The 13,647-nt window shown below is 56.5% G+C and carries 17 protein-coding genes; 4 read left to right on the forward strand and 13 right to left on the reverse strand.

The annotated features are described in order from the left end of the window. Positions 1-23 precede the first annotated feature (23 nt). From BN1189_RS03075 to BN1189_RS03085, 3 genes are read left to right on the forward strand one after another with little or no spacing between them, the layout of a single operon-like run. Positions 24-338, forward strand: coding sequence for a nucleotide pyrophosphohydrolase (locus tag BN1189_RS03075; protein ID WP_040225319.1), 315 nt, complete (start codon positions 24-26; stop codon positions 336-338). After that, a complete protein-coding gene (locus BN1189_RS03080) occupies positions 335-1,126 on the forward strand; it encodes an SGNH/GDSL hydrolase family protein (RefSeq protein WP_040225321.1) in 792 nt (263 codons plus the stop codon). The genes BN1189_RS03075 and BN1189_RS03080 overlap by 4 nt, the downstream gene beginning before the upstream one ends. 32 nt (positions 1,127-1,158) lie before the next feature. Continuing rightward, complete coding sequence (locus BN1189_RS03085; protein WP_040225324.1) at positions 1,159-1,728, forward strand: DUF7010 family protein; 570 nt, start codon at positions 1,159-1,161, stop codon at positions 1,726-1,728. A gap of 105 nt (positions 1,729-1,833) precedes the next feature. Here the strand turns inward: BN1189_RS03085 and BN1189_RS03090 are convergent, their stop codons facing one another. Further along, positions 1,834-2,304 (reverse strand): peptide-methionine (S)-S-oxide reductase, encoded by a 471-nt coding sequence (locus BN1189_RS03090; RefSeq protein WP_040225466.1) that lies wholly within the window; start codon positions 2,302-2,304, stop codon positions 1,834-1,836. A gap of 18 nt (positions 2,305-2,322) precedes the next feature. Continuing rightward, positions 2,323-2,682, reverse strand: a complete 360-nt coding sequence (locus BN1189_RS03095; protein WP_040225327.1) for a DUF6054 family protein — start codon at positions 2,680-2,682, stop codon at positions 2,323-2,325. Positions 2,683-2,820: 138 nt separating this feature from the next. On the opposite strand from BN1189_RS03095, the gene BN1189_RS03100 reads away from it, so the two are divergent. Then, the gene (locus BN1189_RS03100; RefSeq protein ID WP_040225468.1) at positions 2,821-3,345 is read left to right on the forward strand and encodes a hypothetical protein; all 525 of its coding nucleotides are present in this window, start codon (positions 2,821-2,823) and stop codon (positions 3,343-3,345) included. Positions 3,346-3,410: 65 nt separating this feature from the next. On the opposite strand, the gene BN1189_RS03105 is transcribed toward BN1189_RS03100, so the two are convergent. The 11 genes from BN1189_RS03105 to BN1189_RS03155 all read right to left on the reverse strand — a co-directional run bounded on the left by BN1189_RS03105 (position 3,411) and on the right by BN1189_RS03155 (position 13,506). Beyond that, positions 3,411-3,563 carry a GNAT family N-acetyltransferase gene (locus BN1189_RS03105; RefSeq protein WP_257125362.1) on the reverse strand — a complete coding sequence of 51 codons (153 nt, stop codon included), beginning with the start codon at positions 3,561-3,563 and terminating at the stop codon, positions 3,411-3,413. Then, on the reverse strand, positions 3,563-3,856 hold the full coding sequence (locus tag BN1189_RS03110; protein WP_082194112.1) for a hypothetical protein: 294 nt from the start codon (positions 3,854-3,856) through the stop codon (positions 3,563-3,565). The genes BN1189_RS03105 and BN1189_RS03110 overlap by 1 nt, the downstream gene beginning before the upstream one ends. A 99-nt stretch (positions 3,857-3,955) precedes the next feature. Beyond that, complete coding sequence (locus tag BN1189_RS03115; RefSeq protein ID WP_082194119.1) at positions 3,956-5,098, reverse strand: MFS transporter; 1,143 nt, start codon at positions 5,096-5,098, stop codon at positions 3,956-3,958. A gap of 165 nt (positions 5,099-5,263) precedes the next feature. Next, complete coding sequence (gene zupT, locus BN1189_RS03120) at positions 5,264-6,073, reverse strand: zinc transporter ZupT (protein ID WP_040225329.1); 810 nt, start codon at positions 6,071-6,073, stop codon at positions 5,264-5,266. Positions 6,074-6,201: 128 nt separating this feature from the next. Next, entirely contained in the window at positions 6,202-7,923 is a 1,722-nt protein-coding gene (locus tag BN1189_RS03125) for a putative bifunctional diguanylate cyclase/phosphodiesterase (RefSeq protein ID WP_052455600.1), read from the reverse strand. Positions 7,924-7,953: 30 nt separating this feature from the next. Further along, positions 7,954-8,625 carry a uracil-DNA glycosylase gene (locus BN1189_RS03130; protein WP_040225330.1) on the reverse strand — a complete coding sequence of 224 codons (672 nt, stop codon included), beginning with the start codon at positions 8,623-8,625 and terminating at the stop codon, positions 7,954-7,956. 83 nt (positions 8,626-8,708) lie between these two features. Next, entirely contained in the window at positions 8,709-9,317 is a 609-nt protein-coding gene (locus BN1189_RS03135; protein WP_052455601.1) for a phosphatase PAP2 family protein, read from the reverse strand. A gap of 539 nt (positions 9,318-9,856) precedes the next feature. Then, complete coding sequence (locus BN1189_RS03140; protein ID WP_040225333.1) at positions 9,857-10,822, reverse strand: siderophore ABC transporter substrate-binding protein; 966 nt, start codon at positions 10,820-10,822, stop codon at positions 9,857-9,859. Positions 10,823-10,854: 32 nt separating this feature from the next. Then, entirely contained in the window at positions 10,855-11,616 is a 762-nt protein-coding gene (locus BN1189_RS03145; RefSeq protein ID WP_040225335.1) for an iron ABC transporter ATP-binding protein, read from the reverse strand. Next, positions 11,613-12,563, reverse strand: coding sequence for an iron chelate uptake ABC transporter family permease subunit (locus BN1189_RS03150; protein ID WP_040225337.1), 951 nt, complete (start codon positions 12,561-12,563; stop codon positions 11,613-11,615). Before BN1189_RS03150 ends, BN1189_RS03145 begins: the two co-directional genes overlap by 4 nt. Continuing rightward, positions 12,556-13,506, reverse strand: a complete 951-nt coding sequence (locus BN1189_RS03155; protein WP_040225339.1) for an ABC transporter permease — start codon at positions 13,504-13,506, stop codon at positions 12,556-12,558. Before BN1189_RS03155 ends, BN1189_RS03150 begins: the two co-directional genes overlap by 8 nt. Positions 13,507-13,647 lie beyond the last annotated feature (141 nt).

Here is a 13,647-nt window from a genome sequence, read left to right on the forward strand (position 1 = left end):
ACGCGCACAGGGGGAAGCAGCAAGTGAAACAGCTCACAGAAGAAATCCTTGCATTCAATGAAGCGCGCGGTTGGTCCCGCGGCAACCGGGACGCCCGCAGCCTTTCCATATCCATATCGCTCGAAGCGGCCGAACTGCTGGAGCATTTCCAGTGGAGGTCCGGGGAAGAGGCGCTCAGGCAAGACCGCGAGGCCATCGAAGACGAGGCGGCGGACGTGTTCATCTATCTTCTTCAGTTCGCCGACGTGCTCGGCATCGACCTGGAAGAGGCGGCCCGGCGGAAAATGGCGAAAAACGCATTGAAATACCCGGCACCCGAACGGGAGGACGTCCGATGAGACGAATCAGATGGATCGTCATCATCGCAATCGCCGGCGCACTGCTCCTCCTGTTCAGGCCGGACGGACGCGGCGGCCGCGCAGCCGCCGACGTCCAGAAAATCGAATCGGTCGACCCGTTCCTGAATCCCGGACAGCCGGTCGCAGACTATCTTGTCTACCGGGCGCTTTCCGCAGGCGAAGCCCGGATGGCCGTCACCGGCAGCTCCGTCACGCGAGGCACCGGAGCCACCGCGCAGGCGAACACATGGCGGGGCCTCACCGAGCAGCACCTCCGCCTCGCCTACCCCGCACTGAAGGGGCTGAAGATCGAAAACTTCGGGCATTCCGGCTACACGTCCGTCCGGCTGCTCGAAGACGAAGTGACCGCTCCGATCCTTGCATCGGAGCCGGACGTCCTGCTCATCGAGACATCCGTCATCAACAACCATAATAAGAATGTACCACTCGAGGAGACCTACCAATCACTCGAAAAGCTGCATGCGCTCTATTCAGCCGAACTGCCGGAAACGCGGATTGCCTTCCTGTCGCCGAACCCGTGCACGGACAATCAATTCGGACCGCCCGTCAACGCACTCGGCCTCCGCTTCACCGATTATGTATACGGCACGGAGGCCTTCATCAAGGAACAGGGCTGGGACTATGTAAACGTGCATGACGAAATGCTCGCCGAAATGGACAGCCGCGCCATCGCACTGCCGGACACCCTGAAAGACGGCATCCACCCGAACGACCTCGGCTACTCAATCTGGGCAGATGTTCTTTGGCCGCATCTGACGACCCGCTGATCCCGTCGCGGACCTTAAGAGGAGGGGTTTGAATGGATTTGAACGAACTGAGGCAAGACCTGGCCCTGCGGAATAAAAACGGCCTGCCGTTTCTGCTGTCGGCCATGACTGTCTGGATACTGATCACCGCGCTGTTCACTCTGTCTCTCGAACTCCGGATCCAGAACATCGGAATGCTCATGCTCACGGGAATCATGTTCCCGCTCTCGGTCGGACTGTCAACACTGCTGAAGACCGATTGGAAGTCGGAAGGAAATCCCCTCGCCGGACTCGGGCTCATCCTGAACATCGCCCAGTTCATGTACTTCCCGCTCGTTTTCTGGGCATTCGGCGTGCACCCGGAGGCGATGCTCCTCGTCTTCGCCGTCATCACGGGAGCCCATCTTTTCCCGTACGGCTGGATCTACAGGACGAAGGCGTATTACATCCTCGCGCCGGTCATGGCCGTCGCGGCCACCGCTATCGGATGGGGGGCCAACCCGTCCGGCCAGTGGCTGATCCCGCTCACGATGGTGTTTCTGCTCGCTGTTCTGAACGTCCTGCTCGTGCTGGACTACAAAGCCAAAACCGGACTTTCATCGCCCCAAAACAGAGCCGCCTGACGGAAACACACAAAAATCATGCTCGGCACCCGCAACGGGTGCTTTTTTGATTGCCTGCAACAGGAAAGCTTGAATTCCGCGGTTCGCGCCGTCAAACGGTTTCGCTCACTTATGCCTGCTCAATACTTTTTTCGGAATGTGACAATAATCATCCGGAAACTTATCCAGGCGGTCTTGATGTTCTTCTGCGCTTCTCACGTAGTTTGCCAGCGGCAATACTTCGACGGCGATCCGGTCACGATCCGGCCTTTCATCAAGAAACGCCCTCGCTTCCTTCAAGTGTTCGGGCATCTCGCTATAAACTCCGGTCCTGTACTTCGGACCGACATCCTCTCCCTGTCTGTTCACACTGTAGGGATCGATAATTTCAAACAGGTAGCCCATCAGGTCGTTGACCGTCACCACCGACGGATTAAATCTCGTTTTAACACATTCGGCGTATCCGTCGTACTCCCCTTCGAGCGTACAACCGGTTCCATTGGCCCTTCCTGCTTCTGTGAACTCGACTCCCGGCAACGTTTTGATAAAAGCCTGTACGCCCCATAAACAGCCGCCTGCGATATAAACAGTTTCCATTTCGACTCGCTTTTTCATTCAGCCTTTCCCTCCTTGATCTCCAATGATCCTATAAGCCGCAAGCGCCCGCTCTCCCGTTTCGGCAAAGCTTGCGCCGGCCCCCCAGTCGAACCTCAGGAAAGCGCCCTCCCCGCCGCCGGATCCGATGAAACGGACTTTCGTCTTTCCTTCGAAGTCGTCGGCGACGAGTGTGAGCGTCGCCCGGCTGTTCGTGCGCATAAAGTATTTCTCCATCGTCAGCACGACCATCTTCCGTTCGCCGCAGTCCCGTTCGTAGCGGTCCACAAGCCGTCCGCTGAGAGAAACGGATATGGCTTCCATCGCGAGATCCGCCGCTCTTGCCGGGTCCACTTTCACATAGAAATTCCGGATGTCCATCCAGCCATCCCTCCCCTTTTCCTTCTATACGGCTCCCGGCTGCTTCGGTTCCGTTCTATTTTTCAGAATCCACTTCACAACCCCCAAAAAGCATTTACAATGAAAGAGAGACTGTCTCTTTTCAAAGGGGTTGATTCGTTGAAAAAAGGATACCTGCTTGTCTTGCTGCTTGTCCTCTCGCTGGCCGCCTGTTCACCGGGCCATCCGGAAAAGGCCGAGTATGACGGCAAGCCATTAAAGATTGCATTTGCCGGCGAAAAACCGGAATACACAAACGAAAGAGTCACATTCGAAGAGATCCCGCTCGACGGAATTGCCGACAAAGCCGATGACTTGTCCGCCGATTATGATGCGCTGTTCGTCATGCCGGATGTTTTAGAAGAACTTTCCACCGACGAATACACCTCGTTCTTCCGCAGCCTGTCCATTCCTTCGGCGTTCGTGGATGCCGACAAAGGACATTTGCCGTTCATCACGGAAGGGGTCTCCTATCAAACCGGTTTCGACTTGGACAACGGCTCGCATTCGACGGTTTATCTGAACACGGACGGGCCCGAAAACCGGGAAGACGCCTGGTATTTTTATTTGGAAGATGAGAACGGTCACGATAAATCTTTGGAAGAAGTTTATACTGAGATCCTCCAGAGGGTCGAGGAGCTCTAACCGCGCTGCGCGAAAAGGCGCCTGTCTCACGCAAGAGACCGGGCGCCTTTTCCATTGGGGGCATCCTATCCTTTTTTCATTACCTGCTCGCCCTTCGTGTCGTATTCATCCAGCAACACGAACCCGAGCTTCTCGTAAAGATGGATAGCTGCTTCATTGTCCGGAAAAACGCTCAGATAAATCGGCTGTTCCCCGTACTCGTCCAGTACCTTCTCCATCAGCCTCTCCATGAAGCGCCGGCCGTACCCGCGGCGCTGGGCCTTTCATCGATGAGCAGACGGTCGATCCAAAGATTCCCGCCGCCTTTTCCGTCGCCTAGCCAGCCGTACATCGCAAATCCTACCGGCTGTCCGTCGGCGTACAGACCGACAGGCCGGTATTCCGTCCAAATCCGGGCTTCTTCCAGACATTGTTCAGGCGTCTCAATGAAATCCCTTTGATCTTCCCCCACCTTGAGACGGATGATCTCCGCCTCATTTTCTTTTGACACCTTTCTGATTTCCAATTTCATGCGTCCCAGTCCTCTCTGATTTCCATTATAGAGAGGGGCGCCATTCCGGCCAAATCAAAACCCCTCTCCCGCCATTGCAGGAAAGGGGTTGCCATCATGTCATTCCAGTTCCATCTGCTTCGTCTCCGTTCCGAGGAAGACGACCGCCGCCACGCCGATCAAGATCGCCCCGCAGAAAATTGCGAAGATCGGGCCCAGGCCGACGCCCGCACCGACGAGCGAGCCGACGAGGAGCGGGCCGAAGATGCCGCCGATCCGGCCGACCGCAGCGGCCGTGCCGGTCCCCGTTCCGCGGATGACGGTCGGGTACTGTTCAGGCGAGTAGGCGTACAGGGCGCCCCACGCCCCCAGATTGAAGAAGCTGAGGAACGCGCCTGCCGTGAGCAGGATCCACGTCTCATCGGCACTGCCGAAGACGAGCGCGCTCACCGCCGTGCCGATCAGGAAAACGCTCAGCACGAACTTCCTGCCGATCCTTTCGATGAACCAGGCGGCCGTGAAGTAGCCCGGCAGCTGGGCGAGCGTCATGAGGAGCACGTAGCCGAAGCTGTGGATGAGGTCAAAGCCTTTCATGACCATGACGCTCGGAAGCCAGAGGAACATGCCGTAGTAGGAGAAGACGACCGTGAACCAGACGATCCAGAGCATCACGGTCGGCTTGCGGTAACCGGCCGACCAAAGGGCCGCCACGTTCTGGCCGACCGTGCCCGTTTTCTCTTTTTTCGCCGTGAATTCGGGGGAGTCCGGCAAATGGAGCCGGAGGTAGATTGCATAGAACGCCGGCATGGCCGTCAGCACAAGCGCAATCCGCCAGCCGTATTCCGGAATCACGAAATAGGAGATCAGCGCGGCGATGAGCCAGCCGGCCGCCCAGAAGCTTTCCAGCAGGACGACCGTGCGGCCGCGCTCTTTTGCATCCACACTTTCGGAGACGAGCGTCGAGGCGACCGGCAGCTCTCCGCCGAGTCCCGCTCCGACGATGAACCGAAGCACGAGGAATGCGGCTAATCCTGTTGTGGCGGCGGAAAGTCCGCTCGCCACCGAGAACAGGACGAGTGTCATGATGAATACATTTTTACGGCCGATCCGGTCGGCGAGCAATCCGAATGCAAACGCGCCGACCGCCATGCCGACCGAGTTGATGCTGCCGATCCAGCCCATCTGCCCGGGTGTCAGTGCCCAGTCGGCGGCAAGCGCCGCAATGACGAACGACAGAATGCCGACGTCCATCGCGTCGAACATCCAGGCGAGCCCCGCCGTGCCGAGCAGTTTATTCTTGGAAATGGCGGATTCCGTCTTCCGCCGTGCTGTTGCTGTGGTTGCCAATTCATTCACCTGTCTTTACAGTTTTAGTAGTCATTCGACCTCCCTAACTATACAACTTCCCAGACAGGTTGACAACATGTGTCAAGACACGAGAACCAGGCTCACTGCCATGACCGCCATGCCGGCGATCAAACCGTAGATCGATAGGTGGGCTTCGTCGAACTTCTGGGCGGCGGGCAACAGTTCATCCAACGAAATGAACACCATAATGCCGGCGACCGCCGCGAAGATCACCCCGAACATGACGCCGTTCAGGAACGGCATGAGGATCAGGAATGCGATGACGGCCCCCGCCGGTTCGGCGAGCCCCGACAGGAAACTCAGCTTGAACGCCTGCATCCGGTTGCCGGTCGCATAATAAATCGGAACAGCGACCGCAATGCCCTCAGGGATATTATGGATGGCGACGGCAATGGCGATGGCCACGCCGAGCGCCGGATCTTGCAGGGCGGACGTGAACGTGGCAATCCCCTCGGGGAAGTTATGGATCGCAATGGCAAGCGCCGTGAACATGCCCATTTTCCTCAACTTGGCGTATTCGTCGTTCGTCGGCCCGGCACCGACGTCTTCGACTCCTCTCACTTCATGCGGATTTCCCGCCGACGGGATGAAGTGGTCGATCAGCGCGATGAGAAGCATGCCGCCGAAGAACCCGGCGATCGTTGCCCAATACCCCGGCCTCATCCCGAGCTCTGCCGTCAGTTCGACCTTCGCTTTGACGAATATTTCAACGAGCGAGACGTAAATCATCACTCCCGCCGAAAACCCGAGCGCCGCGGAAAGGAACTTCGTATTCGTTCTGGACGTAAAAAAAGCGAGCAGGCTGCCGATGCCCGTCGCAAGCCCCGCCAGTACTGTGAGACCGAGTGCCAGACCTACGTTTCCGTCCATTCATCCAACCACTTTCCTGTTTTGTTTAAGAACAGTATATTCACTGAGTTTCCCTCAAGCAACTTCATTCCAAAAAAAATTCGGCCCCTGCCGCCGTCTGTGTTGAAACGGCGATCCGGGGACCGGGCTCATTCCGGCTTCGCCAGCCGGCCTGCCAAATACTTCTCTTCAAACACTTCGAGCGAGAGCGGTTTGTCATAATAATAGCCCTGGACAAGGGGGCACCCTGCGGCAATGAGAAACCGGAGCTGCTCGTCCGTCTCGACGCCCTCTCCGATCACATCAAGACCGAGACCCTCGGCGAGCGTAATGATGGAAAGAAGGATCGCTTCGGACTTGTCCGAACGGCCGATGAGATTGATGAAGAACCGGTCGATTTTGATTTTATCGACCGGAAAGTTGGTCAGGTAAGACAAGCCCGAAAACCCGGTGCCGAAGTCATCGATCGAGACGGTCATCCCTGCATCCTGGCATTTCCTCAAGTTCGAGAGGATCAGATTGGATGTCAGCAGTTCGCTTTCCTCCGTAATCTCGACTTCCAGCTTGTCCGGGGAGATGCCATACATCTCCAGGTCATGGACCGTATTGGCATAGAATTCCTTGTCCTCAAGCAAGTGCGGCGTGACATTCACGGCAATTTTGGGGATGTCGCCGTATTCCCGCAGCCACCTTTCCGCCTCGCTTAGAATCAGCTCGAGCAGATGGCCGGTCAGGCGATGGATGGCACCGCTGTCCTCCGCCACCGGGATGAATTCAAACGGCGAAATCGGACCGAGGACGGGGTGCTCCCACCGGGACAGCACTTCGATGCCGGCCAGCCGGCCGTCGGAGCCGTCGATCTGAGGCTGCACCACGCAATAAAACCCTTTTTCCCTGAACTCTCCGGAAAACAGGTCATCTTCGATGATGCGGCGGCGTTCCAGCTTCGCCCTCATCTCGTCATGGTATATCGAGAAGCAGTTCCCCCTCTGCAGCTTCGATTCGAACATTGCGGTGTCCGCGGTGCTGAGCAGCTTGCCCACCGTTTCCCCGTCTTCCGGATGGCGGCTGATCCCGATGCTTGCCGTTGTGCTGAAGTTGAACGTGGCACTGAGTTTGACCGGATAGCTGATCGACTTCAGAATATCCTTTGCCCATCTGTCCAGATCCCCGGTCTCCGTGCGGTCTGACAGGAACATGAACTCGTCGCCGGCGGTCCGGACAATCACGTCTTCCGGGCCGGCAATCTCTTTCAGCCGCTTGGAGATCTCGAATATATAGCGGTCACCCGTGTCGTGCCCGTACAGATCGTTCAACTGCCTGAAACCGTCGATGTCGAGGAGGATGACGGAAAATCGGTTGCCCTCCGTGATCATGGCTTCGGTCAGTTCCAATGCCGCACGGCGGTTCGGAAGGCCGGTCAGGTCATCCCGGTAGGCCATGTACTCCAGCTGGCTTTCAACGCTTTTGTATTGGCTGATGTCGCTGAAATAGACGGCGAGCCGGTCTTTTCCGACAGGCTGGGCCGTCACGCCGAACCAGGTGTTGAGCGGTTTATAGTAAATCTCTGTCTGGAGCCGCTCGCCGCTTTCAAGCGCCTGCCCGTAGGCGGACCGGAGACCGGCATCCACCGCCTCGGGGAACTCATCCCAGGCGCTGCATCCGATCAGATCCTCCCCTTGCCTCCCGAGTATTTCATAGGCCCTTTCATTCAGGTAAATGAAGGTCCAATCATTCTCCAGCATGTAAAATCCGTCCGACATATGTTCCAGCAGATAGTAGGCATCAGAAGCACTGAATGGCCCGCTGTTGTTTCCACTTTGCGGGCAGGACGATGATGGCCGCTTCTTTTCATCCGAGTTGTGCGTCATGCCGGCCCGCCTCCTTTTTACTGTCTATTGTTACTGCCGGTCAAAACCGGTTCCGCCGAACTGCCGGAGGGCCTCTCCGATCGCCTGCCAGTCCTGCTTCACCGCTTCCCGGAGCTTCGGGTTATAAAAAACGGAGGCCGGATGAAACGTCGGAATGATCGTCCTCGGGCTTTCCGTCAGGCTGTATTTTTTATCGGACAGATCGGCCAGGTGCTGGATCGGCGCCTGCAAAAGCTGTCCGTGCACGTCACCGACCTTGACGCTTTTTCCGAGCAGGCGCTGCAGGCCGATGTTCCCGAGGGTGACAATGATCTTCGGCCGGACGTTCGCCAGCTCATCGTCGAGCAGCGGGGCGTGCGCAAGGATTTCTCTCGCATTCGGCGTCCGGTTGTATTTCCGCTCGGTCATCGTGCCGTCGCGCTCTCTTTTCGTGCCCCACCTGTACGGGCGGCTCCGGACGGCGCTCGTGATGTACACGTCGTCCCGGGTGAGACCGATCGAATCAAGCGATGCCATCAGTTCGCGGCCCGCCCGTCCGATGAACGGAATTCCGTCGACGAGCTCAAATTCGCCCGGAGCCTCGCCGATCAGCATCAGCTCCGGCTCCCGCAGCCCCTGCCCGTAGACAAATCCTTCCACCGGCGCATCGCCCATCCGCTCCTGGCCAAGACGGACAAGTTCCTCATCGATCCGATATTTCATATGACCACAACCTTCTTGCCTGTTGCCTTCTCTATACCACTACGGGGCCGTCCTCTAACAGCAACCGCCCCGAAAAATGATTCTCAATTTTGTCCGCGTCGTCTCTCCGCCCTGCCGAACAGGAACAGCAGCAGGAAGAGCCAGGCCGCGGCGAGGAGCCATCCGCCCAGTACATCCGTCGCAAAGTGTCTTCCGAGTGCGATCCTTGACGCTCCGACCAGCACGATCAGGACACCGGCCGAAATCCAGACCGCCAGCCGCATCGCTTGCGACCGGATCGACTTCGCCAGGAGCACGGCGATCGTCGCAAGATAAAGGAAGCTCATCTGAGAATGGCCCGACGGAAAGCTGAAGCTCGTCAGCTGATCGGCGATATCCGGCCGCTGCCGTCCGAAGATCTGTTTCAGCCCCTGGTTGAGGACCGTGCCGCCTCCGAGAGAAAGGACGAGGAAAACGAGGCCCGTCCAGTTCCTTTTGAGGAAGATAATCAGCGCCGCCACGAACACGACGACCGCAATGAATCTCACGTCCCCGAACATCGTAAACCATCCGAGCACCCGGTTTCCTTCCAGCAGATCCGCCATGCCGTTATCAAGCGCAATGGCGGGATTCGTGTACAAAGCGGAGGCGAGTCCGGCGGAGAGGACGACGGTGACGGCCGAAACGACGGCCATCCACCAATTTCTGTCCATGGTGTCCACCTCCGTTATCGATTATTCTTGCTCCATTGTATCATGTCCAAGACTTGCCAACATCCGGCAGCGTCGGTTTGGTCATTATTTCCTATAACCAAGAACAAGAAGGGTGTGTTGATTGGCCTGATCCCTCTTTTTAAGAACATGGGCGCTAAGCGCCAGGAGCCTGATTTTGCATCTGCGTCCCTGGATCATTAACGTCTCAGCTATATAAGTTTAGGATAAGTTTTCAAGTCATTGTTGATTTCTGTTGCAGGCGGACGCTTTCCGCGGGCACGGCTTCAGTCGGCGCCAATACGGAGTTTGGCGCCTGCGTCCAAAAGCGAAGCGTTGGACAGCACATGCGGGGTCTTCAGCTCGCGCTGTTCCCGCAGGAGTCGCCGCCTTCCACTCCAATCACCACATACAATGCACAATATTTATTTCAACATATATAGCTAATTAACACTTCACGATTGGGTCCTTTATCATTTCCTCAGCAACAAAAAAACACCGGCAGGCCCTTTGGGGACCCGCCGGCATTTCATCTCTTCCAATCAAAGGCTGTCTTCGATTTCCGTGATCATTTCTTTCATGGACTGGAGTCCGCCTCCGGCAAGGTACCAGACTTCACCGTTCAGGTAGACAATCTTATCATTCTTATAGGCGTTCGTCTTTTGAACGAGTTCATTCTCAAGGGAGGTCTTGACGCTTGAATCTTCGCCGATGGCAGCATCCCGGTCGATGACATACAGAATGTCCGGGTTCGTGTCGAGGATGTACTCGAACGTGATGTTCTGGCCGTGTGTCGATGCTTCGATCTTTTCATCAGCCGGCTTCACGCCGAACACGTCATGGATGAGGCCGAAGCGGGAGGCTGGGCCGTACGCGCTGACCTTGCCCTCTGTTCCGAGAACGATCAGGCCTTTTTCATCCATGTTGGACGTCTTTTCCTGAATACCGGCAACGCGTTCGTCGATGTCCGCAAGCTCTTGCTTCATTTCATCTTCTTTGTCGAAGATCTTGGCAACCGTGTTCATGTTCTCTTTGAACGAGTTGAGGTAATCGGCTGTATCAAGCGGGATGTAGACTGTCGGTGCGATTTCCGCAAACTGGTCATACAGGTCCGCCTGGCGGCCGGAGATGAAGATGACATCCGGCTTGAGCGCATGGATGGCTTCGAAGTCCGGCTCTTTCAGGCTGCCGACATTCGTATACTCATCGGATGCGTACTTCTCGAGATAAGAAGGGATATTCGCCTGCGGGACACCCTTCACGTCCACGCCGAGTTCGTCAAGTGTATCGAGGATGCCGAAGTCGAACACGACGACGTTTTCAGGGTTTTTCTTGACGGGCGCTTCGCCGAGCTCATGCTTGATGGTGATCGTTTCGGTTTCTTCCGCTTTGTTGTCACCGGACGCATTGCCGCTGTCCGTCTCCTTGCTGCCGGCATCTTTATTGCCGCAGGCGCCAAGGACGAGGATAAACGCCATGAGGATGGCAAAAATCGAAAACTTTTTCATCAGATTGACCTCTCTTGTCTTGTGGAATGTGATCAGGAGTTGAAGTAGACGCAGATCCGGCAGTTGCTCATCTGCTTGATCGGAATGTCCATGTCGTAGATTTCTTTCAGCGAATCCGAGTTGATGATGTCTTCGGTCGGCCCGTCTTTCACGACCCGCCCGTTTTTCAGCGCGACGATGCGGTCCGAATAAACCGATGCAAAGTTGATGTCGTGCAGGACAATGACGACCGTCTTGCCGAGCTCATCGACGAGCCTGCGAAGGATCTTCATGATCTGGACGGAGTGCTTCATGTCAAGGTTGTTGAGCGGCTCATCGAGCAGGATGTACTCCGTATCCTGCGCAATGACCATGGAAATGAATGCACGCTGGCGCTGGCCGCCCGACAGCTCATCAAGGAAACTGTGCTGGATGTCGTCCAGGGCCATATAGTCGATCGCCTGGTCGATGATGCGCAGATCCTCTGCATTCAGCCGTCCCTTCGAGTGAGGGAACCGGCCGAACGACACAAGTTCGCGCACCGTCAAGCGGACGTTCATGAAGTTGGATTGCTTCAGGATGGAAACGCGCTTCGAGAACTCATCGGATTTCATCTTGCGGACATCATCCTTGTCGACGAGCACTTCACCTGTATCCGCATCAAGCAGCCGGCTGACCATCGAGAGGAGCGTGGACTTCCCCGCTCCGTTCGGCCCGATGAACGAGGTGATCTTGCCGCGCTGGATATTGACAGAGACTTTTTCGACGACGGCTTTCTTGCCATAAAACTTGGACAGTTCACGGACTTGGATCATGCGGATCGACTCTCCTTAAGTAGTAGATAGATGAAGTACACGCCGCCGACGAAGTTGATGATGACGCTCAGCGTCGTCGAGAACGTGAAGACGCGTTCCACGATCCACTGGCCGCCGATCAGCATGAGCAGGCTCATGCCGACCGCGCCGGTGATCAGGATGGAGTGCTTGAAGGATCTGAGGAACTGGTAACTCAAGTTGGCCACGATCAGGCCGAAGAACGTAATCGGCCCGACGAGCGCAGTGGAGACCGCGATCAGCACAGATGACAGGACGAGCGTCTGCTTGACGAGCCGGTCATACGGGACGCCGAGGTTGACGGCGATGTCCCGGCCGAGCGAAATGACGTCCATATAGCGGAGCTGGCGCCACCCGATCGCGATGCAGACGGCTACGACCGCCGCCGACAGCCAGACGAGGTCCGAGTTGACGTTATTGAAGCTTGCGAACATCCGGTCCTGCACCCGGAGGAACTCATTCGGATCGATGAGCACTTGCAGGAAAGTCGATATGCTTCCGAAGAAAGTACCGACGATAATCCCGACGAGCAACAGGAAGTAGACCGGACGCTGCCCTTTTTTGAATAGAAACTGATAAAGCAGCAGGGCGAAGATGATCATCACGGCCACCGACAGGACGAAGTTCACCTGTTTGTTGACGACCGTCACGTGGGTCGAGCCCAGGAAGAAGATGATCACCGTCTGGAGAAGCAGATAAAGCGAATCCAGCCCCATGATGCTCGGCGTCAGGATGCGGTTCTGCGTGATCGTCTGGAAGACGACCGTCGCATAGGCGATGGCGACGCCCGTGATGGCCATGGCTGCGACCTTCACGCCCCTTCTCGGGAGGGCGTAGTCGAAGCTGCCGTTCAGGCCGTGGAACAGATACAGCCCGGCGAATATGGCGGCCGCCGCATAAAGGATGATCAGCTTGTAGGAGTCACGCATAGGCTTTCCCCCTGAACAGCAGGTAGAGGAAAATCCCGCTGCCGATGACCCCGACCATCAGGCTGATCGAGATTTCATATGGATAGATGAGCACACGTCCGAGAATGTCGCAGAGGAGCAGGAAAATCGCCCCGAGAAGCGCCGTGTGCGGCAATGTCTTCTGTAAATGGTCCCCTTTCATGATGGAGACGATGTTCGGGATGATGAGGCCAAGGAACGGAATCATGCCGACCGTGAGGACGACCGTCGTCGTGATCAACGCAACGAGGATCAGCCCAAAGTTGAGCACCCAGCGGTAGTTGAGTCCGAGGTTCTTCGAGAAGTCTTCTCCCATGCCCGCGACCGTGAACCGGTTGGCGTACAGGTAGGCGATGATCAGGACCGGGATGCTGATGTACAGCAGCTCGTAGCGTCCTTTCATGATCATCGAGAAATCCCCCTGCAGCCAGGCCGACATGTTTTGGATGACATTCGCCCGGTAGGCAAAGAATGTCGTCAGCGAGGAGAGGATATTCCCGAACATGAGACCGACGAGCGGGATGAAAATCGCGTCCTTGAACTTGATGCGCTCGAGGATCTGCATGAACAGCAGCGTGCCGGCAAGTGCGAATGCAAACGCGATGGCCATCTTCTCGAGGGTCGTCGCATTCGCGAAAAGCAGCATCGAGACGAGGATCCCCAGCCGCGTCGCATCAAGCGTCCCGGCTGTCGTCGGCGATACAAACTTATTGCGGCTCAGCTGCTGCATGATCAGTCCGGTAATGCTCATCCCTGCTCCTGCGAGCAAGATGGCGATGAGCCTCGGAAGCCGGCTGATCAGGAATATTTCCATTTCTTCGGATCCTGGATTCAGGAGATCCGCTGGTGTGATGCTGCTCGCCCCGACGAACAAAGAAAGGAACGACAGGACGAGGAGCCCGGCGAGCAAGTAACGTTTCTTCATGGCTATCCCCGATGCATAACTATTTGAAAGGCGATTGAGAATGTTCCGTTGAAAATGATTATCAACGCCCTTCGCAATGCCTATTATAGCACGGGCGCAAGTGATGTCAAAGGATAATTGAAAATGATTATCAGTGAGAGC

Source organism: Bhargavaea cecembensis (genome assembly GCF_000826125.2).
GTDB lineage: Bacteria > Bacillota > Bacilli > Bacillales_A > Planococcaceae > Bhargavaea > Bhargavaea cecembensis_B.

Excerpts from the sequence above, each read along its gene's own strand:
- BN1189_RS03080 (WP_040225321.1), top strand. The coding sequence starts at position 335 with ATGAGACGAATCAGATGGATCGTCATCATCGCAATCGCCGGCGCACTG.
- BN1189_RS03085 (WP_040225324.1), top strand. The coding sequence starts at position 1,159 with ATGGATTTGAACGAACTGAGGCAAGACCTGGCCCTGCGGAATAAAAAC.
- BN1189_RS03090 (WP_040225466.1), bottom strand. The coding sequence starts at position 2,304 with ATGGAAACTGTTTATATCGCAGGCGGCTGTTTATGGGGCGTACAGGCT.
- BN1189_RS03095 (WP_040225327.1), bottom strand. The coding sequence starts at position 2,682 with ATGGACATCCGGAATTTCTATGTGAAAGTGGACCCGGCAAGAGCGGCG.
- BN1189_RS03105 (WP_257125362.1), bottom strand. The coding sequence starts at position 3,563 with ATGGAGAAGGTACTGGACGAGTACGGGGAACAGCCGATTTATCTGAGC.
- BN1189_RS03110 (WP_082194112.1), bottom strand. The coding sequence starts at position 3,856 with ATGAAATTGGAAATCAGAAAGGTGTCAAAAGAAAATGAGGCGGAGATC.
- BN1189_RS03115 (WP_082194119.1), bottom strand. The coding sequence starts at position 5,098 with ATGTTCGACGCGATGGACGTCGGCATTCTGTCGTTCGTCATTGCGGCG.
- zupT (WP_040225329.1), bottom strand. The coding sequence starts at position 6,073 with ATGGACGGAAACGTAGGTCTGGCACTCGGTCTCACAGTACTGGCGGGG.
- BN1189_RS03125 (WP_052455600.1), bottom strand. The coding sequence starts at position 7,923 with ATGACGCACAACTCGGATGAAAAGAAGCGGCCATCATCGTCCTGCCCG.
- BN1189_RS03130 (WP_040225330.1), bottom strand. The coding sequence starts at position 8,625 with ATGAAATATCGGATCGATGAGGAACTTGTCCGTCTTGGCCAGGAGCGG.
- BN1189_RS03135 (WP_052455601.1), bottom strand. The coding sequence starts at position 9,317 with ATGGACAGAAATTGGTGGATGGCCGTCGTTTCGGCCGTCACCGTCGTC.
- BN1189_RS03140 (WP_040225333.1), bottom strand. The coding sequence starts at position 10,822 with ATGAAAAAGTTTTCGATTTTTGCCATCCTCATGGCGTTTATCCTCGTC.
- BN1189_RS03145 (WP_040225335.1), bottom strand. The coding sequence starts at position 11,616 with ATGATCCAAGTCCGTGAACTGTCCAAGTTTTATGGCAAGAAAGCCGTC.
- BN1189_RS03150 (WP_040225337.1), bottom strand. The coding sequence starts at position 12,563 with ATGCGTGACTCCTACAAGCTGATCATCCTTTATGCGGCGGCCGCCATA.
- BN1189_RS03155 (WP_040225339.1), bottom strand. The coding sequence starts at position 13,506 with ATGAAGAAACGTTACTTGCTCGCCGGGCTCCTCGTCCTGTCGTTCCTT.